General features: G+C 67.2%; 14 protein-coding genes. 2 read left to right on the top strand and 12 right to left on the bottom strand.

Annotation, left to right across the window (positions count from 1 at the left end):
* Positions 1 to 167: 167 nt before the first annotated feature.
* The 8 genes from AC5P8R_RS13795 to AC5P8R_RS13760 all read right to left on the bottom strand — a co-directional run bounded on the left by AC5P8R_RS13795 (position 168) and on the right by AC5P8R_RS13760 (position 12,122).
* On the bottom strand, positions 168 to 2,345 hold the full coding sequence (locus AC5P8R_RS13795) for a response regulator (RefSeq protein WP_495223547.1): 2,178 nt from the start codon (positions 2,343 to 2,345) through the stop codon (positions 168 to 170).
* On the bottom strand, positions 2,342 to 3,487 hold the full coding sequence (gene rpfG / locus AC5P8R_RS13790; RefSeq protein ID WP_032959453.1) for a cyclic di-GMP phosphodiesterase response regulator RpfG: 1,146 nt from the start codon (positions 3,485 to 3,487) through the stop codon (positions 2,342 to 2,344). Before rpfG ends, AC5P8R_RS13795 begins: the two co-directional genes overlap by 4 nt.
* A 205-nt stretch (positions 3,488 to 3,692) precedes the next feature.
* A complete protein-coding gene (gene lysS, locus AC5P8R_RS13785) occupies positions 3,693 to 5,204 on the bottom strand; it encodes a lysine--tRNA ligase (protein ID WP_012480078.1) in 1,512 nt (503 codons plus the stop codon).
* 187 nt (positions 5,205 to 5,391) lie between these two features.
* Positions 5,392 to 7,032: an acetolactate synthase large subunit gene (locus AC5P8R_RS13780; RefSeq protein ID WP_014647004.1), complete on the bottom strand. Its 1,641-nt coding sequence runs from the start codon at positions 7,030 to 7,032 to the stop codon at positions 5,392 to 5,394.
* 62 nt (positions 7,033 to 7,094) lie between these two features.
* On the bottom strand, positions 7,095 to 8,480 hold the full coding sequence (locus tag AC5P8R_RS13775) for an NAD-dependent succinate-semialdehyde dehydrogenase (RefSeq protein ID WP_495223546.1): 1,386 nt from the start codon (positions 8,478 to 8,480) through the stop codon (positions 7,095 to 7,097).
* A 646-nt stretch (positions 8,481 to 9,126) separates the two neighbouring features.
* A complete protein-coding gene (locus tag AC5P8R_RS13770) occupies positions 9,127 to 9,909 on the bottom strand; it encodes a helix-turn-helix transcriptional regulator (RefSeq protein WP_021204557.1) in 783 nt (260 codons plus the stop codon).
* Between the two features lie 156 nt (positions 9,910 to 10,065).
* Positions 10,066 to 11,191, bottom strand: a protein-coding gene (gene prfB, locus AC5P8R_RS13765; RefSeq protein WP_014037064.1) for a peptide chain release factor 2 whose coding sequence is annotated in 2 segments (ribosomal slippage) — positions 10,066 to 11,115 and positions 11,117 to 11,191 — 1,125 coding nt in all. Because the reading frame shifts where the segments join, the coding sequence is not laid out codon by codon here.
* 70 nt (positions 11,192 to 11,261) lie between these two features.
* Entirely contained in the window at positions 11,262 to 12,122 is an 861-nt protein-coding gene (locus AC5P8R_RS13760) for a LytTR family DNA-binding domain-containing protein (protein WP_046429953.1), read from the bottom strand.
* 175 nt (positions 12,123 to 12,297) lie between these two features.
* On the opposite strand from AC5P8R_RS13760, the gene AC5P8R_RS13755 reads away from it, so the two are divergent.
* Positions 12,298 to 13,497: an acyltransferase family protein gene (locus AC5P8R_RS13755; RefSeq protein ID WP_495223545.1), complete on the top strand. Its 1,200-nt coding sequence runs from the start codon at positions 12,298 to 12,300 to the stop codon at positions 13,495 to 13,497.
* A gap of 102 nt (positions 13,498 to 13,599) precedes the next feature.
* Here AC5P8R_RS13755 and AC5P8R_RS13750 read toward each other — a convergent pair whose 3' ends face one another.
* Positions 13,600 to 16,512: a DUF2135 domain-containing protein gene (locus AC5P8R_RS13750; protein ID WP_495223544.1), complete on the bottom strand. Its 2,913-nt coding sequence runs from the start codon at positions 16,510 to 16,512 to the stop codon at positions 13,600 to 13,602.
* A 142-nt stretch (positions 16,513 to 16,654) separates the two neighbouring features.
* Positions 16,655 to 18,412 (bottom strand): single-stranded-DNA-specific exonuclease RecJ, encoded by a 1,758-nt coding sequence (gene recJ, locus AC5P8R_RS13745; RefSeq protein ID WP_495223543.1) that lies wholly within the window; start codon positions 18,410 to 18,412, stop codon positions 16,655 to 16,657.
* 146 nt (positions 18,413 to 18,558) lie between these two features.
* On the opposite strand from recJ, the gene AC5P8R_RS13740 reads away from it, so the two are divergent.
* Positions 18,559 to 19,599 (top strand): DUF1176 domain-containing protein, encoded by a 1,041-nt coding sequence (locus AC5P8R_RS13740; RefSeq protein ID WP_495223542.1) that lies wholly within the window; start codon positions 18,559 to 18,561, stop codon positions 19,597 to 19,599.
* Positions 19,600 to 19,909: 310 nt separating this feature from the next.
* On the opposite strand, the gene AC5P8R_RS13735 is transcribed toward AC5P8R_RS13740, so the two are convergent.
* Positions 19,910 to 20,827, bottom strand: coding sequence for a phosphoglycerate mutase (locus AC5P8R_RS13735; RefSeq protein WP_053494864.1), 918 nt, complete (start codon positions 20,825 to 20,827; stop codon positions 19,910 to 19,912).
* A gap of 4 nt (positions 20,828 to 20,831) precedes the next feature.
* A complete protein-coding gene (gene greA / locus AC5P8R_RS13730) occupies positions 20,832 to 21,296 on the bottom strand; it encodes a transcription elongation factor GreA (RefSeq protein WP_026347191.1) in 465 nt (154 codons plus the stop codon).
* Between the last annotated feature and the right edge of the window lie 2 nt (positions 21,297 to 21,298).

Genomic DNA, 21,298 nt, shown 5'->3' with positions numbered 1-21,298 from the left:
AGCAATCCGTCAGAATCGACAGGGGCGAAAGCAGTCGCCCTCCCACGAAGGAGCATATCCCGAATCACATTTCGGCCTTCGCCCGTCGGAATGATCCCGCATCAAGCAATGCACTGATCGACCGAAACGCAACTGGTCGCACGAACATCCCGTCACAGCCCCGGACCCTAGCGCGCCTCACCATCATCAGCAGTGCCGCGCAGTCGGCGTTCGGCCCGCGCGTCCAGCGCGCGCCGGCCTTCCTTGATCGCCTCCTGCAGGATGCCCAGGCGCGGACGCCATTCGGTCTTGAGCTGCCAGTCGGCCATCCGCATGAGCTCGCCGGCACGGTTGGACGCGCGCATCAGGCCGAGGTTGCTGGCCACGCCCTTGATCGCGTGGGATTGTTCGCGGAACACATCCCACTGCGTGGCCTCGCCGGCCTGCTCGGCCTTGCCCATGCAGCTCGCCACGTCCTCCAGGCACTGGCGGATGAACTCACGTTCGAAGCCCTCGCCCATGCCCAGCGAAGCCAGTTCGTCCAGCACGCTGCTGTCGAGCACGCCATCCTGCAGCGGCGCCGCCGGTCGCACCACCGGTGCGGCCATGGTCTTCAGCTGGGCATTGCTGGCGATCTCGGCCAGCGTATCGAGCAGGCGCACCGCAACGACGGGCTTGGCCAGAAAGGCATGTGCGCCGGCCTGGGTACAGCGCTGGATCGCCTCGGGCGTTACATCCGCACTGAGTACCAGTACCGGCGTGCGCGGACCGCCGCCGGCCTGCATCACCCGCAGTTCCTTGAGCATGTCCAGCCCGCTCATACCCGGCATGTGCAGATCGACGATGACCGCGTCGAACTCGCTGTCGGCCAGCGCATCCAGCACCGCCTCACCGCCGTCCACGCACAGCACGCGATGGCCGGCCTTCTGCAGCAGGCGCTGCAGGACCATGCGGTTGGCCTCGTGGTCGTCGGCCACCAGGATCTGCATGCTGCGCACGCGGGCGCGATGGCGCAGGAACGGATCGGCAAAAGCGATCACGTTGCCGCCCGGGCCCGCGTCTTCGTCGCCGCTCAGGCTCGGCACCGCGCCCGGCACCTGCGGCTGCGGCGGCGCGAACGGCAGCTCGACCCAGAAGTGGCTGCCGCGCGGCGGGTTTTCCAGATAGCCGATGTCACCGTCCATCGCCTCGACCAGGCCCTTGGCGATGGTCGTGCCCAGCCCGGTCCCCTCGTGGCGACGCGCCATGCTGACATCGGCCTGCTCGAACGCGTCGAACAGCCGTGCACGCATGGCAGGTGGCACGCCGATGCCGGTGTCGAGGATGTCGAAGCGCAACCGCACCGCCCCGCTGGCATCGGCCTGCACCACGCCGACACGTATCTCGACCCGGCCATGGTCGGTGAACTTGACCGCGTTGCCGGCCAGGTTCAGCAGGATCTGCCGCAGGTGCCCGACATCGCCGCGCACGCGTGGCGGCACACCATCGGCCACCTTCACCCTGTAATCCAGCCGTTTGGCCTTGGCCTGTGGCAACAGGATCAGACCGATCGCCTGGATCACGTCGGCCACGGCGAAGTCCTCGGCCACCACGCGCAGCTTGCCGGCCTCGATGGCCGAGATGTCCAGCACTTCCTCCACCAGTGCCAGCAGGCTGCGCGACGACGCCTGGATGGTGTTGAGGCACTCGCGCTGCTCGTCATCCAGGCGCGTGGTGGCCAGCACTTCGGTCATGCCGTTGAGACCGTTCAACGGCGTGCGGAACTCATGGCTCATGTTGGCCAGGAACCGGCTCTTGGCCTCGCTGGCGCGGCGCGCCTCGGCCATCGCTTCGGTCAGCTGCCGCAGCAATGTCGAGAAGTACAGCGGCACCGCTGCCAGGCCCAGCCAGAGGCCGATGGCCAGGCGGAAATTCTGTTGCCAGTAAGGCGTCAGCATCACGGTGCAACCGAAGCTCACCATCGCCATGGCCACCGCCACGTACAGATAGTGGTTGCCAAAGCGCATGCCATTGCCGACCGTCACCCACATCACCACGATGTAGACCCAGGCCAGCGGCTCACCCATCTGCACCATGCCGGCAGCAATGAGGCCGTAGTCAGCCAGCATGCCCAGCACGCGGCGGGGATCGGAACGCGCCGGCCGCCACAGCAGCCAGCCGAACAGCAACAGTGACAGGCTCAGGCCGGTCAGCACGATCGCCAGCACACCGACGTACTGGGTGTGCGGCAGATCGTGGCGCGGTGCCGGCAACAGTACGTAGGCCAGGATCAGGCTGATCAGCACGATGCGGACGATCTGCTGGCCGTGCTCGCTGTCCTGGCGCTGGGACAGGCGCAGCCGCAGCTGCGACAACAGGCGTTTCACGCGCCCAGCCCCGGGCGCGCGGACGCCATCGAATGCTCGGCGCAGATCTGGTCGAGCTGTTCGCGGCCGCGCAGCAGCGCGTCCACGCATCGGGGATCGAACAGGCGGCCACGCTGGGCGTAGAGATAAGCCAGAGTGGCTTCCATGGTCCATGCTTCCTTGTACGGACGGGGCGAAATCAGGGCGTCGAAGACATCGGCGACGGCCACGATGCGCGCTTCCAGCGGAATCGCGTCGCCGACCAGCCCATCGGGATAGCCACTGCCGTCATAGCGCTCATGATGACGCAGTGCGATCAACGCGCCAACCTGGATGAAGCGATTCTGGCTGCCGCTCAGCAGTTCATGGCCAATCCGCGGGTGCCGGCGCATGATCGCCAGCTCTTCCTCGTTGAGCTTGCCCTGCTTGAGCAGCACCGCATCGGGAATGGCGATCTTGCCCATGTCATGCAGCGGCGCAGCCATTTCGATCAGGCGCACCTCCTCTTCGGGCAGCCCGAGCTGTTCGGCGATCAGTCCGGCCACGCGCGCCATGCGCTCCAGGTAGGCGCTGGTGCCGGCATCACGGAACTCGATCGCGCGTGCCAGCCGCGACAGCGTTTCGCGCTCGCGCTCTTCGACCTCATGCATGCTGGCCAGCAGGCGCTGCTCCAGCGACAGCGCCCGCTGCTTCACGTTCTCGGTCTGCTGGCGCAGCTGCAGCAGGTTGTAGCAGCGCGCCCGCAGCTCGCGCGGGCGGATCGGCTTGACCAGGAAGTCGATGACGCCTGCTTCCAGTGCCGCCTGCCGGATCGGCTCGTCACCGACCACGGTGATCAGGATCACCGGAATGTCACGGTGCTTGGGCAGGCGACGGAAACGACGGGCGAATTCCAGCCCATCCATCTCCGGCATGCGGTAATCGAGCAGCAGCAGGTCGACCGGATGGGCTTCGCACCAGGCCAATGCGGTCAGCGGGTCTCCGAAGTCATACACGCTCAGTTCCGGCGCGATGTCTTCGATGACGTGACGCAGCATCGTCCGGGCCGAAGTCTGGTCGTCAACGATGACGATGTTCAACGCGTACTCTGCCTGGTTTCTCGACCACGCTGGATCATCAGCAGGCGAGGATACTCTGCCGCTGCGAACGCTCGCACCCTGCATCGGCCTGACTCCCGTGTCATGCGTCCCGATTCATGATCGTCATCACAATGTGAAGCGGACTCCCCACACCGTGCCCTCCCCCTGGCGCCGATCAAGCCATAACAGGCGTCAAGGTAGTGCAATTACGATACGCCGAGTGCGGGACGCGTCAATCGCGCCGTCTCGTTTCGGGACGGCGCGCACAATCGGGAGTCAAAAAGGCGACTTACTGCTCCGGACGCATGTACGGGAACAGCAGTACATCGCGGATCGAGCTGCTGCCGGTCAGCAGCATCACCAGGCGATCCACGCCGATGCCGAGGCCGCCGGTCGGTGCCATGCCGTACTCCAGCGCACGGATGTAGTCGGCGTCGTAGTGCATGGCCTCGTCATCGCCACCTTCCTTCGCCGCCACCTGGGCCTGGAAGCGCTGGGCCTGGTCTTCCGGATCGTTCAGCTCGGAGAAGCCGTTGGCCAGCTCCTTGCCGTTGACGAACAGCTCGAAGCGGTCGGTGTAGCCCGGGTCATTGTCGTTGGCACGGGCCAGCGGCGAGACCTCCACCGGATGGTCGGTGATGAAGGTCGGCTGGATCAGGGTGTGCTCGACGGTGGCCTCGAAGATCTCCAGCAGCAGCTTGCCCCAGCCGTAGGACGGCTTGACGCGGATCTTCAGGCGCTCGCAATGGCGCAGCAGCGCGTCGCGGTCGGTGCAGTCCGCCGCAGAGATTTCCGGATTGTGGTGGCGCACCGCCTCGTCCATGCGCCAGCGGCGGAATGCCGGGCCCAGGTCGATCTTCGCGCCGTCCCATTCGACCTCGGTGCCACCGTTGACGGCCTTGGCCACGTCACGGATCACGCCTTCGGTCAGGTCCATGATCTCGTTGTACGTGGCATAGGCCTCGTACAGCTCCATCATGGTGAATTCCGGGTTGTGGCGGGTGCTGACGCCTTCATTGCGGAAGTTGCGGTTGATCTCGTACACGCGCTCAAGGCCACCCACGGTCAGGCGCTTGAGGTACAGCTCCGGCGCCACGCGCAGGTACAGGTCCAGGTCCAGCGCATTGTGGTGGGTGGTGAACGGCTTGGCCGCCGCGCCGCCGGGGATGTAATGCATCATCGGCGTCTCGACTTCCAGGAAGTCGCGGTTGTCCAGCCACGCGCGCATGGCGCGGATGATCTTCGAGCGCTTGATGAACACCGCGCGCGACTCCGGGGTCACGATCAGGTCGACGTAACGCTGGCGGTAACGCTGCTCGACGTCGGCCAGGCCATGCCACTTGTCCGGCAGCGGGCGCAGCGACTTGGTCAGCAGGCGGATCGATTCGGCCTTGACCGACAGCTCGCCGGTCTTGGTACGGGTCAGGCCGCCTTCGACGGCGATGATGTCGCCCACGTCCCAGCCCTTGAAGGCGGTATAGGCATCGCCCAGCACCGCGCCCTGCAGGAACAGCTGGATGCGGCCGGACTCGTCCTGGATCTGCGCGAAGCTGGCCTTGCCCATGATGCGCTTGGCCATCAGGCGGCCCGCCATCTTCACCTGGCGGCCGTTGCCTTCCAGGGCCTCGGCGGTCCAGGTTTCGGCATCTGCGAATTCTTCCTGCAGGCGGCCGGCGAAGTCCTCGCGACGGAAGTCGTTCGGGTACGCGATGCCCTGCCCACGCAGCGCTTTGAGTTTCTCACGGCGCTCGGCGATCAACTTGTTTTCGTCGACGGGGGGGGTATCGGTAGCTTCGCTCATGGATCTGCGGGAATCGTGTAGTGAGGGGGGATGCAGCGCCCGGCACAGCCGGTTGCCCAGCATACCAAAACCGCCCAGCCCCAGCCCTGGGCCGGGCCCGCCCCGGTAGCCGCCAACCTTGGTTGGCGCCGTGCGTGTCGACCAAGGTCGACACCTACCGGGCGGATCGGCCGGCCCTGCTCCGCCGCTACCTGTTGCCGGGGAACGCCTGGCGCAACTCATCCACCAGCACCCGCTGGTTCTCCGAATAGTCCACCGGCACCGACACCAGGTGCACCCCGCCCTCGTTGAAGGCCGCTTCCAGGGTCGGGATGAACTGCTCGATGGCCGTCACCTCGTGGCCCTTGCAGCCATAGGCCTCGGCGTACTTCACGAAATCGGGGTTGCTGAAGGTCATGCCGTAGTCGGTGAATCCGTCCACGGCCTGCTTCCAGCGGATCATGCCGTAGGCACCGTCGTTGAGGATCAGCACCACCAGGTTCAGGCCCAGCCGGCGGGCCGTCTCCAGCTCCTGGCTGTTCATCATGAAGCCGCCGTCGCCGCACACCGCCAGCACCCGCCGCTGCGGATACAGGATCGAGGCCATGATCGCCGACGGCAGGCCCGCGCCCATCGTCGCCAGCGCGTTGTCCAGCAGCAGCGTGTTGGCCACCTGGGTGCGGTAGTTGCGCGCGAACCAGATCTTGTACATGCCGTTGTCCAGCGCCACGATGCCATCCGGCGGCATCACCTGGCGCACGTCGTGCACCAGCCGCTGCGGGGTGAATCCGGCCTCTTCGGCCCGGTCGGCCAGGTGCTCGAGGATGGTCGCGCGCAGCGGCAGCAGCGCAGCGGCATTCGGCACCGCGCCCTCGATGCGGTCGGCCAGCTGGGTCAGCGAACGACCGATATCGCCGATCACCTCCACCTGCGGGAAATACACCTGTTCCACCGCCGCCTGCGAGTACCCGATATGGATCACCGTCGGCCCACCCGGGCGCATCACGAATGGCGGCTTCTCGGTGACCTCGTGGCCGATGGTCACGATCACGTCGGCCTGGTCGATCGCCATGTGCACGTAATCGCGCTCGGTCAGCGCCGCGGTGCCCATGTAAAGGCCTGAACCACCGGCCACCGCGCCCTTGCCCATCTGCGTGGTGAAGAACGGGATGCCGGCGCGCAGCACGAACGCGGACAGCGCGTCGCTGGACTGCGGCCGCGAGGCCGCCGAAGCGATCATCAGCAGCGGCCGCTTTGCATTGCGGATGAGCTCTGCTGCCCGATCCAGCGCCTCCGGGCTGGCAATGGGACGGTCCACCGCGTGCGGCGGAATCAGCGCCACGCCCTCGACCTCATCGGCAGCAATGTCTTCGGGCAGCTCCAGCAACACCGGGCCCGGGCGCTCTTCCTGGGCGACACGGAACGCCTCGCGGACGATGGTCGGAATGGTGCGTGCCGAGACGATCTGCCGCGCCTGTTTGGTCAGCGGCTTCATCGTGCCGACGATGTCGACGATCTGGAAGCGCGCCTGCTTGCTGGCGACGATGCCCTTCTGGCCGGTGATCATGATCACCGGCCACGCACCCAGCAGCGCATAGGCGGCGCCGGTGGTGAAGTTGAGCGCGCCCGGGCCGAGCGTGGCCAGGCATACGCCCGGCTTGCCGGTCAGGCGGCCGTAAGTGGCCGCCATGAACACCGCCGCCTGTTCGTGGCGGGTGATGACCAGTTCGATGCTGGAATGGCGGAGCGACTCGACCACGTCGAGGTTTTCTTCGCCGGGAATGCCGAAAATGCGCTCGACGCCTTCGTTCTCAAGTGCGGCGACGAGCAGATCTGAACCCTTGGACATCGGATGCCGTCCTTTGTGCTGGACTGATGGTGGATCGTTGCAGGAAGGATGAGAGCCGCGCGTCAATGCTTGTCGAACCACACTGTCTGCGCGTTGACGAATTCACGGATGCCGAAGTGCGAGAGCTCGCGGCCGAAGCCGCTCTTCTTCACACCGCCGATCGGCACGCGAGGGTCGGAAGCGGAGAAGCCGTTGACGAACACACCGCCGGTCTGCAGCCGGCGCGCCAGCTGCATGGCCCGCGCGCGGTCACCGGTCCACAGGTTGCCGCTGAGGCCGAACTCGCTCTGGTTGGCCAGTTCCACCGCGTGGTCGGCATCGCGGGCGCGGCTGATCGAGGCCACCGGCCCGAACGTTTCCGTGTCAAAGGCCTGCATGCCCGGCTCCACGTCCGCCAGTACGGTGGGCGCGTAGAACGCGCCCGGGCGATCGAGCTGATGGCCGCCGACGAGCAGCTTCGCGCCTGCGTCCACCGAGGCGCGCACCTGCGCGTCCAACTGTTCCAGCAGGTCCTGGCGTGCCATCGGACCAATGCGATTGCCCGCTTCACGGCCATCACCGATGGTCAGCGCCTGCACTTTCTGGCAGAACTGCGCCACGAAGCGGTCGTACACCGCGTCTTCAACGATGATGCGCTTGCCGGCAATGCAGACCTGCCCGGTGTTCTGGAAGCGCGAGGTCACCGCCGCATCGACGGCCGCATCCAGGTCAGCGTCGGCCAGCACGATGAACGGATCCGAGCCGCCCAGTTCCAGCACCACCTTCTTCAGCGCCTGCCCGGCCTGGGCAGCGATGCTGCGGCCTGCGGCCACGCTGCCGGTCAGGGTGACTGCCGCAATGCGGTCATCGGCAATCGCGCGGCTGGTGCCCTCGCGGCTGATGTTGGCGGCGATGAAGGTGCCTTCCGGCAGCCCGGCATCACGCCAGGCGGCATCGAGCAGCTGCGCGGTGCCGACGATGTTCTCGGCCGGCTTCAGCAGGAAGCCGTTGCCGCCCATCAGGATCGGTACCGCCGCGCGCATCACCTGCCAGTACGGGAAATTCCACGGCATGACGCCCAGCACCACGCCCAGCGGCAGGTAGGACACGTAAGCCTTGTCGTCGGGCACCTGGGTCGGCTCGTCGCGCAGGAACTGCGCACCATGGTCGGCGTACCAGTCGCACAGCACGGCACACTTCTCGATCTCGGCCAGTGCTTCGGCCTGCACCTTGCCCATCTCGGCGGTAGCCAGCGCAGCCAGCGTCTCGCGGTCACGGCGCAGTACGCCCGCCATCGCACGCAACACCTGCGCTCGCTGTTCCAGGCTGCGGGCGCTCCAGGCGGCGAAACCGGCCTGACCGCGATCGAGGATCGCTTCCAGCTCGGCATCCGTGGCGAAGGGATGGCTGGCGATCTGCTGGCCGGTGGCCGGATCGCGGGAAATGGCGGTGGTGGGGGCAGCGGACATGCAGGTCTCCTGGTGTCTCGTCGACGGGCGGCGGCCCGTCTCCTGCACAGGAATGTGGACCCGATTGGCGGAGGCAACAAGGCGTCTGCTTATCCTGTGACCTGCACTTACCTGTCTGAATGGGGGCTCTTGCAGGGCTGCGCCCTGCACCCGCAGAGGCAACGGCAACAGCCGAAGCAGCAGCAACAGCGGGCTATCTGTGGGATGGCGAGGTGGGTCCGGTTGCGGGAGACGCCGTAAACCCGTCCTTGTGGGCTTGGCCGCGGCATCCATGCCGCGGACACTCCCGCAACCGGACCCACCCCGCCTTCGACGGTTTTCCGCGATCTGTCGGAAATGCTCTTGGGGTCAGATCCGTTTTCCATAGGAAAACGGATCTGACCCCGGAATTTCTTTCGATATCTGACAGATGTGTCGACCAAGGTCGACACCTACCAACAGCCGCGTGAACCTTTCAAAGGTGGGGCGGTGTCGGAGTGCGGGGTGTCAGCCGCATGGATGCGGCTGCCAAGCCCCCAGGGACGGGTTTACGGCGTCCCCGCACTCCGACACCGCCCCGCCAACCCACGGAATCCAGCTCTAGCTCTAGCTCTGGCTTTGGCCGTTGCATTGAGCAGGTGCAGGGCTGCAAGCCCTGCCGACCAACCTACCTACGCGGCAGGTAAGTCACCAGGGAAAGGTCATGCCGGCTCTCCGGCACCAGCGCCACGTACTGCAGGTCCAGCAACCCGCGCGTGGGATGGTTCAGCTTCTTCGCCCCTTCATCGAACCGACGCACGTCGTGCTCCGGCCACCACTGGCGGAACTCCTCGCTATGCGCCGCGATGTCCTCCACCAGCGCCAGGAACGGCGCCTTGTCCGGCGCCTGCGCCATCGCCGCACGGAAGCCTGCCAGCAGGCCGCGGGTCATTTCTTCCCAGTTGAGGATCAGCGTGCGGTACGGCGGGTACAGGAACATCAGCCGCAGCGTGTTGCGCTCATGCGGCGCCAGTTGGCTGTAGTCCACGAACAGATCGGCGATGGCCGGGTTCCAGGCCAGGATGTCGAAGCGGGTGTTGCGCACATAGGCCGGGATCGGCTGCATCGCCTCCACCAGCTGGCGCAAGCCGTCGGTCACGCTCTCGTCCGGTGATTCCAGCGGCACGCCGTAGCCGGACAGCGCGAACGCGTAGGCGCGTTCGTCGTCGCTCATGCGCAGCACCTGCGCCAGGCGCTCCAGAACCTCGGGCGAGGCGCGCACTTCACGGCCCTGCTCGATCCAGGTGTACCAGCTGACGCTCACCCCGATCGCCAGCGCGACTTCCTCGCGCTTCAGGCCCGGGGTACGCCGGCGCCCGGCCGGCAGGCCGAGCGTGGCAGGATCGACACGGGCGCGGCAGGCCTTGAGAAAGCCGCCGAGTTCCTTGCGTTCACTTTCGCTGCGCATCATCGCTACCGCCGTACCCGTTGTAGCGTCGAGCCATGCTCGACGCATCTGCTACTGCGCCAACAGCAGCCGAGCATGGGCTCGGCCCCACATCGGAAGCGTGATCAGCCACCCTCGGCGTTGCGCACGAGGGTGACGATATCCGCGCAGGCGCGCCGATCAGGCATCGACGCGCTTGGAGCCCACGGCCAGGCCGGCCTTCAGGCTGGCCTCGACGAACTCGTCCAGGTCGCCGTCCAGCACCTTCTGCGTGTCCGACCGTTCGATGCCGGTGCGCAGGTCCTTGATGCGGCTCTGGTCCAGCACGTAGTTGCGGATCTGGCTGCCCCAGCCGATGTCGGACTTGGTGGCTTCCACCGCGTCCTTCTCGGCGTTGCGCTTCTGGATCTCCAGTTCATACAGCTTGGCGGCCAGCATCTTCATCGCGTTGTCGCGGTTCTGGTGCTGGCTGCGGCCGGTCTGGCAGGCCACGACGATGTTGGTCGGGATGTGGGTGATGCGCACCGCCGACTCGGTCTTGTTCACGTGCTGGCCACCGGCACCGGACGAACGGTACACGTCGGTACGCAGGTCGGCCGGGTTGATGGTGATGTCGATGTTGTCGTCGATTTCCGGCGACACGAACACCGAGGTGAAGCTGGTGTGGCGGCGGTTGTCCGAGTCGAACGGCGACTTGCGCACCAGGCGGTGCACGCCGGTCTCGGTCTTCAGCCAGCCATAGGCATAGTCGCCTTCCACGCGCAGCGTTGCCGACTTGATGCCGGCAACGTCGCCACCGGACACTTCCATCAGTTCGGTCTTCCAGCCGCGCGACTCGCACCAGCGCAGGTACATGCGCAGCAGGATCTCGGCCCAGTCCTGGGCTTCGGTGCCGCCGGCACCGGCCTGGATGTCGACGAACGCCGCCGCATTGTCCATCTCGCCGGAGAACATGCGCTGGAACTCCAGCTTCTCCACGTGGGCCTGGTGCTTGTCCAGGTCGGCGACCACGGCCAGGGCGGTGTCCTCGTCCTGCTCGGACTCGGCCAGCTCCAGCAGCTCGGTGGCGTCGTTCAGGCCATCGAGCACCGAGGCGATGCCGCCCACGGTCTTTTCCAGGCTGGAACGTTCGCGGCCCAGGTTCTGGGCGTACTCGGCGTTGTTCCAGACGTCGGGGCTTTCCAGCTCCCGCGTTACTTCTTCAAGACGCTCTTTCTTGGCGTCGTAGTCAAAGATACCCCCGAAGCGACAGCACGCGATCGGTCAGATCGGTGATGCGCTGGCGGACAGGATTCAGTTCGATCATGTCGGCGGTTATGCATTCAAAAGATGACTGGTAATGATACCGCAGGCTGCGGGTGCCCGGAATGAGGGCCTCACCCTGCCCCCAGCGCCTGCCGCAGCAGCGGCAGCTGGCGCCGGCTGCACGGCACTTTCGCCCCGTCGGCCATGTGCAGCAGGGCCTCGCCACCGTCCAGCGGCTCGATCGAGCGCAGCTGGCCCCGATGGATCAGCCAGCTGCGGTGCGGGCGCAGGAACTCGCCCGGGTCGAGCCGCTGCTCCAGCACCGCCATGGTGATCCGCAGCGGATAGTCGTGGCCGCGTACCCGCAGGTTCACATAGTTCCCCGCGGCCTGGGCATACTCCACGTCCGCCGTGGCGACCAGGAACTCCTTGCCCAGCTTGCGCACCAGGAAGTGCTGGGGGCGCTCGACCGGCTCCACCGGTGGGCCGACGTCCGGCTCGGCCAGCAGGCTCGCCTCGCCCTGCCTGCGCCGGCCGAACCAGCTGGCAAAGTGCTCCAGTGCCACGAACATCGCAAACGTGCGTACATCCTTCAGGTATTCGTAGGCAAAACGCTCCAGCCAGCCGGCATCATCCTGGTAGCGATGGCCCAGCGACCCGTAGGCCAGGTGCCGCAGCAGCACCATCCCCACCACGTGCAGCAGCGACCAGCCGACGCTGGCCAGCAGATACAGCGGCAATCGCCGCTTCCAGGTATCGGCATGCAGCGGCCAGCGCTCGCAGCCCCACCACAGCAGCGGCAGGGTCAACAGGACCAGGCCGAGGCTGCTGAACTCCCAGATCATCGGCTCCCACAGCCCGAGATCGGCGCCGCGGCGATTGGCGTCCATCACTTCCACCAGCGCATTGGTCACTGCCGAGGCCGACAGGATCGCCGCCCATACCAGCAGGCGGGTTGAAGTACGCCAGCGCGATGGTCGGCCCTGAGTCATTGCTGCATCCATGTCGTTGCGGTGCTCCAGCCTGCCTCAAGGGACAAAGGGTAGCGGCTCCATTGATCCCACCACCCCCGCCATTGGTCACTGCGTCGGTTCCAGCGGCCCCTTGCCAGTCGCCGCACGGACCGGGCGGCGTCACCTTGGCTCGACTCTCCGGCACACCACCACCATGACCCGACGCTACGACATCGACGCCCTGCGCGTGTTCGCCTTCGCCCTGCTGATCCTCTACCACACCGCCATGGCCTACGTGGACGACTGGGGCTTTCACCTCAAGAGCGTGCATACCGCCGAATGGCTGCAGTGGCCGATGCTGTTCGTCAACCGCTGGCGGATGTCGCTGCTGTTCCTGATCTCGGGTATCGCCATCGCGCTGATGCGGCCGGAAGGCAGGTTGCTGCGCTTCGCCGGCCTGCGCACCTGGCGGCTGCTGCTGCCGCTGCTGTTCGGCATGTTCGTGATCGTGCCGATCCAGCCCTATTGCGAAGGCGTGGCAAACGGCCACGTGGCACCCGGCTTCGGCCACTTCCTGCTGCGCTACTGGCAGGTGCGGCCGTGGCCGGAAGGCAGCTTCGCCGGCTGGCAGTACGGCATCACCTGGAACCACCTGTGGTACCTGGCCTATCTGTGGAACTACACGCTGGCCTTGGCCCTGTTGATGCCATTGCTGGGAACGGCGGTGGTTCGCCGCGCGATGGCGCTCTGCGCAGCATCGCCGATGCTGCTGATCGGCCTTCCGTCCGCCCTGCTGCTGGCCTGGGTGATCTGGCTGGAGCCGATCTACCCGTCCACCAATGCCCTGCTCGGCGACTGGTACCAGCACGCGAAGTACGCCACGGTGTTCCTGGCCGGCTACCTGCTGGGTCGTGAACCGGTGTTCTGGGAGCGCGTGGTCGCCCTGCGCCGCACCACGCTATGGCTGGCGCTGGCTGCCGTCGGCTGGTATCTGGGGTTGCGCATCCTCGGCCAGGTATTGCCCGCCGATTCCCCGCTGCGGCAATGGCCCGAACCGTTCTGGGACCTGCAGGGCCGGGCCAGCCAGTCGCTTTACGTATGGACCGCGCTGCTGGCCATCCTCGGCTGGGGAAAGGTCTTCCTCGATCGCCCGTTCCGCTGGCTGCCGTACTGCACCGAGGCGATCTATCCCTGGTACATGCTGCACCAGAGCCTGATCATCGTGCTGTTGTTCTGGCTCAAGCCACTTCAGTTGGGCCCGTGGATGGAACCGGCCCTGCTGCTGGCCGGTACTGTCGGCGGCTGCCTGCTGATCCATGAGTTGCTGATCCGTCGCGTGCGTTGGCTGCGGCCCCTGTTCGGCCTGCGTGCGAATCCGCCAGCGCCGCCAATGGCGCGCACCGCAGTAGTGTAGAGCCGAGCCCACGCTCGGCTGCTTCTGCCATGAGCCGAGCGCAGGCTCGGCTCTACATTGAGGCAGTCGAGCCAGCTCGACTCTACACGGGTGCCCGAGCGATCAACGCACCTCGAACTCGCCCACCAGCACGGTTTCGGCGCGATCCTTCAGCCGCATCGTCACCATCTGGTCCTTCTGCTGGGCCGTGCCCCAATGGGTGGTCAGGCGCAGCATCAGCGTCGTCGCACCGGTCACCAGCTGCTGGCGACTGCCGAAATAGTTCGCCTCGACCTTGTACTTGCCCGGCTTGGCGTTGCGCAGCGAGAACTGCTCGGGGCCATAGCCGCCGGTGAAGTCCTGCGACATCCGCCCGCCCTGGTAGGTCTGGCGGTTGCCGTAGTAGGCACGCTCGCCGTTCGGGTCGGTCACCCACAGGTCCATGTCGCTGTTGTCGGCATCCCAGGACAGCACCACGCGCAGGTCCAGCGGCATTGCCTGCAGCAGGCGCGGGTCGATGGCCGAGGTATCCAGCCGTGGCGTGCTGCGCGCCACCAGGTTGGTCAGCTCATCCAATGCGATCAGGGCGATGCCATCGAAGCGGCTGTCCCACGGCCGCACCACCACCTGGTACAGCGGCGCCAGCGCCTGCTGCGGCTTGCCGGCCGCTGCCAGCGCCAGGCCCAGGTCGCGGAAGCTCTGCGGTTCTTCCTGGCCCATCGCCAGCACCTGCTCGAACACCGGCACCGCCAGTGCCGGGGCATCAGCCTGCATCAGCCGGTAGCCGAGCACGCGCAGCAGATGCCGGTTGTCCAGATCCATCTCGGCCAGGTTCGACAGTACCCGCAGTGCCAGTTCGCGCTGGCCCTGCCCCCGCAGCAGGTCGGCCACATCGAGGAAGAACGCGCTGCTGTCGGCGTGGGCATCGCGCTCGGCCAGATAGCGGTCGTAGAGTTGCGACGGCGGGCCCTCGCGCAGGCGCCGGGCGATGGCCGAGTCCGGCTGCCAGGCCGCCAGCTGGATGCCGAGTTGGCCGTCGCTGGCAGCAGCGGGCGCAGCGACACGGCCACCAGTGACCGTGATTGAATCCAGGGCCTTGTTCGATGCAGGCGCTGAGCGACGCGCACGCGCGCTGCTGGCTTCCATGCGCTGCTCGGCGGCGGCGGCCATCGGTGCCGGGGCGGGTGGTGCCGCCGGGGCCGGCGCGGCGAGCATCGCCACCGGCGCTGATTCCATCGCGTAGTCCGCGGAGGCCACTTCGAGTGCCCCGCCCTTCGGCTGCGGCGGCACATCCTTCGGCCAGCTGCGGTTCCACCACTGCTGGCGCTCCTTCCAGCGAGCGGCCACTTCATCCAGGCGCTGGCGATCGGCTGCGGCGCGATCACTTACCTGCACTGCAAACCTGGCGTCGTACTCGGCGCGCAACGTGCCCGAAGGGCGGATCGCATAGCGCAGGTAGTCCTCCAGCGTCTCCAGCACGATCAACGAGGTATCCGGCCCGACCAGGCCGAACTGTTGTGACAGGCGCTGCATCGCCTCGCGGTTGCCACGGCGATCGGCGGCCAGCTGCTGCAGGCGCGCCTGCGCCCACAAGCCCGCCAGCAGTTCTCCGTCGTTGCTCTTCTGCGTGGCGGGCAGCGCCTGCCATTCGCCGCCACCCACGCGCACCCGCATCGGCACACCGTCGGCCGCCAGTCGTGCATTCAGCCACAACCAGCCCTGGGCTTCACTGCGACGATCGATCACCACGTCCTGCACGCCGCGCCCTGCATCGACCTGCACATCCATCGGCGACGACAGCAGCTCACGGGCGGCCAATTCGACATCCTTCCCCAGCGCTACGAAGCGACCACCATGCGCTTCGCTCCAGCCACGCAGTCGCACGGCATCGGTGCGCGCACCGGCGCTGCTGACCGCAAACAGGCGTTGGTCCGGCGCCATCGCCGGCAGCTGTTCCGGCCCATAGGTCAGCAGGCCATCGCTGACCAGCAGGTATTCCTTCACGCTCGATTGCGGCTGCCACTGCGCCAGTGCGCTGGCGCCGTCCGGACGCACGGCCTGCAGGGCTGCGCGCAGCTCGCTCCAGTTGCCGGCGCGGATACGGAATCGACGCACCGGCTCGGCGCGATCCCGCAGTACGGTCAACGCCACGCTGCCGTCACCCAGCGCAGCGAAATAGCGATCCAGCAGGGCGAACTCACGTGTGCGATCGCGCTGGCCCGCCGAGCCGGAACCGTCCCACAGCAGCCCGATCTCGCTGGGCAACGTGCGCGGCGTGCTGCTGGCCACCACCGGCAGCTGCGCCAACAGGTAATGGCCGTCCTGCCAGGGCGCCACCTGCACCTGTGCCTGTCGGGCTGCCGGCAGGCTCCACTGCAGCTGCTGCGGCAGCTGCGCGCCCCTGCCCTGCCACTGCAGCTGGCCCGCGCTGATGCGGAATGGCGCCGTACCCGCGGTGGCCGTGTCGGGGGCCTGCAGTTTCAGCTCAACCGAGGCTGCACCGGCGGCGAACTGCAGCGGCAGCGTCCACTGCCAGCCTTGGCCGGCGAAGGCCAACGGCTCGCGAATCACCAGCTCCACGCGCCGGCTACCGCCGGCCGGCAGCGGGTAGATGCGCAACCGGAACTGGTTGCCAGCGGTCTGTTCCAGCAGCCCCGGGTCGACGCCGCGGCGGGCGATCTCCTCGAACACCTGGCGGCCGCGATCCTTGGGCACCGGCACCGCGTCACGCATCTCGCCGTTGATATCCAGCGCGAAGCCGCTGACCTGCTGACCGTCGGCCAGCGGGAACTGCAGCTCGCCCTCCAGCACGCGCCGGTTCGGGTTGTGGAATTCCAGTGTGATCCGGGTCTGGGCGATGCCGGCCTGGACTTCGCCTTCGATGCGGGCGTGTCGTAATTGAACCGACTGCTCAGCCGCCGGCGCGATCAGCAGCGGCGTGGCGGCCTGCGGCCGGGAGATCGTCGGCGACTGTGCGCCAACGGGCCAGGCCGCAACGGCCAGCAGCAATACGGTGCAGCAACGGGCGAAGACCATGACCGGACTCCAGTGGGATCGTGAACCTTTGAACGCACCAGCAACCGTAATGGGGTTGGCGCCCCCAAAAAGGGGACGGAGGGGATTAAGTCGCAAGTGGCAAACGAGGCACAAGCGACTTAATCCCCTCCGTCCCCTTTTTCTATGCGGGCAGGCAGTGCTCCACGATCAGCTGGATGGCGCTGCCGCCGCGATAGTCGTCGCAGGCGAGGCGATAGGCGAGATGCACATGGCGACCGGGCGCGTTGCCGTGCCAGCCGCCGAAATGGATGGCGTTGATCGTACCGGGTACGCCGGGCAGGCGCAGTTCCAGCTTCAGGTGACGCTCCTTCAGCACGCGCCAGTTGGCCACTTCGAAGTGGCCGTCGAACAGTGGCTCGGGGAAACCCTGGCCCCACGGCCCGGCCAGGCGCAACGCATCGGCGTGGCGATGGTCCAGCTCGTCCGCCGCCAGTTCGCCATCACTGAGGACCTGCTGCTGCAGTGCCGCCGGGTCGAGCATTTCCAGCACCACGGCGACGAAGGCGGCCTTGAAGTCATCGACGTGGTCACGCCGCAGGCTGAGCCCGGCCGCCATGGCGTGGCCGCCGAAGCGTTCGATCAGGCCCGGATGGCGCGCGTCGACCAGCGCCAGGGCGTCACGGATGTGCAGGCCGGGAATCGAGCGCGCCGAGCCACGCAGGGTGTCGGCGCCCGGTTCGGCCGGGGCAAAGGCGATCACCGGGCGATGCAGGCGATCCTTCATCTTCGACGCGACCAGGCCGACCACGCCCGGATGCCAGTCGGCATCGAACAGGCAGGCCGCCACCGGTCGCTGACCGGCCATGTCCAGCACTACCCGGGTCAACGCCTGCTCGGCGTCATCGGTCATCGACTGCTGCACGGCGCGCCGTTCCGAATTGATCTGCTCCAGCGTCTGCGCGATCTCGCGCGCCTGGCGCGGGTCTTCGGTCAGCAGCAGCGCGATGCCCAGCGCCATGTCTTCCAGCCGGCCCGCGGCGTTCAGGCGCGGGCCGAGCGCGAAGCCGATGTCGGTGGCAGTGAGCCGCGCGGCATCACGGCCGCTGGCTTCGATCAGCGCACGCAGGCCGACACAGCCCTGCCCCGCGCGCAGACGGCGCAGGCCCGCGCTGACCAGTGCCCGGTTGTTCGGATCCAGCGCCACCAAGTCGGCGACGGTGCCGACCGCCACCAGGTCCAGCAGCGTGGTGAGGTCCGGCCCCTTGCCATCGGCGAAGACGCCGGCCTCGCGCATGTGCCGGCGCAGCGCCATCAGCACGTAGAAGATCACGCCGACGCCGGCCAGTGACTTGCTGGGGAAGGCATCACCGTCGAGATTGGGATCGACGATGACATCGGCCGGCGGAAGCTGCGGCCCGGGAAGGTGATGGTCGGTGACCAGCACCTGCCAGCCGCGCGCCTTGGCCGCGGTCACGCCCGCATGGCAGGCGATGCCGTGATCTACAGTCACCAGCAGGTCCGGCTGCAGCGCGGCCAGTTCCTCCACCAGCGACGGCGACAGGCCATAGCCATGCACCATGCGGTTCGGCACCGCGTGGAAGACGTGTTGCGCGCCGAGCATGCGCAGGCCGCGCACGCCGACCGCACAGGCGGTGGCGCCATCGCAATCGAAATCGCCGACCACCAGGATGCGCTTGTCATTGGCGATGGCCTCGATCAGCAGGCCCACCGCATCATCGATGCCGGTCAGCAACTCGGGGGCGTGCAGATTGCCCAGTTTCGGCTGCGCCAACTCCGGTGTACCCGCGCCCCGGTTGGCATAGAGACGCGCCAGCAGCGGCAGCGTGCCCTCTGGCCAGCTGCCGGGTACGACCGCATCGCGGCGGCGGATCATCGGCGTATCAGAGGACGGCTGCGCAGCATCGGCGGCAAGGGACATCGGCATCGCCGGGTTGCGGAAGACATCCCCATGATAGCGCGGGGTCGGATCTCTCTGCCCGCAGGAGGCTCCCCCCCTGATCGCGAGCATTTGGAATCTGCCAGCATATCTTCCATGCTTGTCGGCCCTGAAATGGACTTCAACGCATGCATCGCACGCTGCTTCCCGCGCTGCTGGGCCTCGCCCTGGCCCCGGCCGCCCACGCCGCCACACCCGAACCGAAGGCCGGCGTGCAGTTCCAGCACAACGACTGGTCGCTGGCCTGTGACAACACCCGCACCTGCCGCGCCGCCGGCTACAGCCCGGAAGAACCCGGCAATCTGCTCAGCCTGATGCTGGAACGCGCGGGCGGCCCGGGTACGAAGGTGCTCGCGCGGCTGCGCAATGGCGAGGATGGCGAAAGCCCGACGCCGACCGGGGCGCTGCGCCTGCGCCTGAACGGCAAGGACCTGGGCCCGGTGCACGACACCGGCGACGGGGACAACGTGTTGTTGCAGCAGGCACAGACCGATGCACTGGTCGCCGCACTGCCGCGCCAGGCACGCATCGAGATCATCGACGGCAAGGGCAAGGCGTGGCCGATCTCCGACAGCGGCGCAGCGGCCGTACTGCTGAAGATGGACGAGGCCCAGGGCCGGCTGGGCACGCCCGGTGCGCTGGTGCGGCGTGGCGACAAGCCCGAAGCGAGCGTGCCTGCGGCGTTGCCGGTGCCAGTGATCGTGCGCGGCACGCTGATGGCACCGCGCGCCTCGGACGCGGCGCTGGCCAAGGCACCGGGCCTGCGCAAGGCGCTGATCGCCAGCCTGCCGAAGCCGGATGAGTGCGGCCGCCTGAGCGATGGCGGGACAGATGAGATCGAGATCCAGCGACTGGACGCCCAGCATGTACTGGCAAGCACCAGTTGCTTCGTGGGTGCCTACAACTTCAGCAGCGGCTACTGGGTAGTACAGGACAAGGCGCCGTACCAGGCGAAGTTCGTGACCTCCAACGCGGAGGACTTTGATCGCGATGATGCGACGCTGCGCGGGCGCTTCCGTGGACGCGGCATCGGTGACTGCTTCTCCGGCCACGACTGGGCCTGGGATGGCGCGCGATTCGTGAAGAGCGGCGAGTTCACCACCGGGCAGTGCCGCGGCGTGGCGGGAGGGCATTGGCAGCTGCCGACCGTGGTCAGCACGGTGAGGTGATTGTTTGCAGGGCTGCGCCCTGCACCTGCCGAAGCAACATCCGAAGCAACAGCAACAGCGGGGAGTCCGTGGGTTGGCGGGGCGGTGTCGGATTGCGGGGACGCCGCAAGTACGTCCCTGTAGGCTTGGCAGCCGCATCCATGCGGCTGACACCCCGCAATCCGACACCGCCCCACCTTCGACAGGTTCACGCCGCTGCTGGTAGGTGTCGACCTTGGTCGACACATCTTTCAGATATCGATAGACAAAATGGGGTCAGAGCCGTTTTCCCTAGGAAAACGGATCCGACCCCGCACGGCAGAGGCCCCGATCAGTCGTGAAGCTGGCGCGGCTTCTTCCAGAACTGCCAGCGCTGGCCGCGGTCCAGCTGGAACTGCAGGCCGTCCTCGAAATCGAGCACCAGCCGCTGCAGCTCGCCACGCTTGAGCGCGGCCAGCAGCGGCCGGATTGCATCATTGCCGAGCTGCTGCAGCGAACGCAGCTGGCGCAGGTCGACCAGTGCATCCACCGCCTGGTCGCCATCCACGGCTACGCCAGCCGCCAGGGCCAGGCCCTGCAGCAGGGCATCGCGGCTGCGCACCTGTGCGTGCGGCGTGCTGACCGACACCGGCATCACGCCACCGCCCCAGAACCACAGCGAATTGATCGGCTGTTGTCCCTGAGCGGCGCGCTGCTGGTTCCAGGAATGGTTGTGCAGCAGTACCTGCGCTTCGGTCATCAGCGCCCGCCAGCGACGGCCGCCCTCGCCCTCCGGCAGATGCGAGAACAGGTCATCGCCCAGCACCTCGTCCGGACTATTGAAGTCCGGCAGCACCAGGTCGATTGGAAGCCGCAGGTACCAGCGCGACGGGTCCGGTGCGTCAAGCACGAACCCGGCATCGGCAAACAAGGGCTGCAGCACCGGCAGCAGGGCCAGGCTGTCGGCCAGCGTCGGCCGCAGCGTTTCGCCGTAGGCCATCATCCGCGCGCCATGCATGTCCGGCACCATGCAGGCCGGATCGGCACGCAGCCAGCTGGCGCCGGCGGCATCGCCGACGTCGCGCTGGCGGGTCAACGCGGCCACCGGCCAGTGCGGCGCGGCAACCGCAAAATGGCGCGTCAGCTGCGCGCGTTCGCCCGGCGCGACCTGCACGGTCGTGGCACGGCCGAGCGCACGTGCCACATCGTCCGGCAACGCAGCCGCGGCAAAGCGGCTGCGGGCCGGCAACAGCAGGGTCGCCGTTGCCACCGTGTCAGTCCACGTAGCTGACGCTGACGATCTCGTACTCGCGCTGGCCGGCCGGGGCGTCGATCACGATCGAATCGCCTTCCAGCTTGCCGATCATCGCGCGCGCCACCGGCGAGGAAATCGCGATCAGGCCCAGCTTGATGTCCGCTTCCAGGTCACCGACGATCTGGTACTTCTTCTCTTCGTCGGTTTCCACGTCGGCCAGCGTCACGCTGGCGCCGAACACCACCTTGGAGCCGGCATTGAGCTTGCTCACGTCGATGATCTCGGCGTGCGACAGCTCGCCTTCCAGCTGCTTGATGCGGCCTTCGATGAAGCCCTGTTCCTCGCGCGCGGCGTGGTACTCGGCGTTCTCCTTCAGGTCGCCATGCTCGCGCGCTTCGGCGATGGCGGCGATCACCTTCGGGCGCTTGACCGACTTCAGGTGATCCAGTTCGTCGCGCAGCTTCTGCGCGCCCTTCATGGTGATGG

The organism is Stenotrophomonas sp. YJH_SMC_73 (assembly GCF_059370155.1).
The sequence above is the reverse complement of the archived record's forward strand: the minus strand, read 5'-3'. Positions and strand labels throughout refer to the sequence as shown.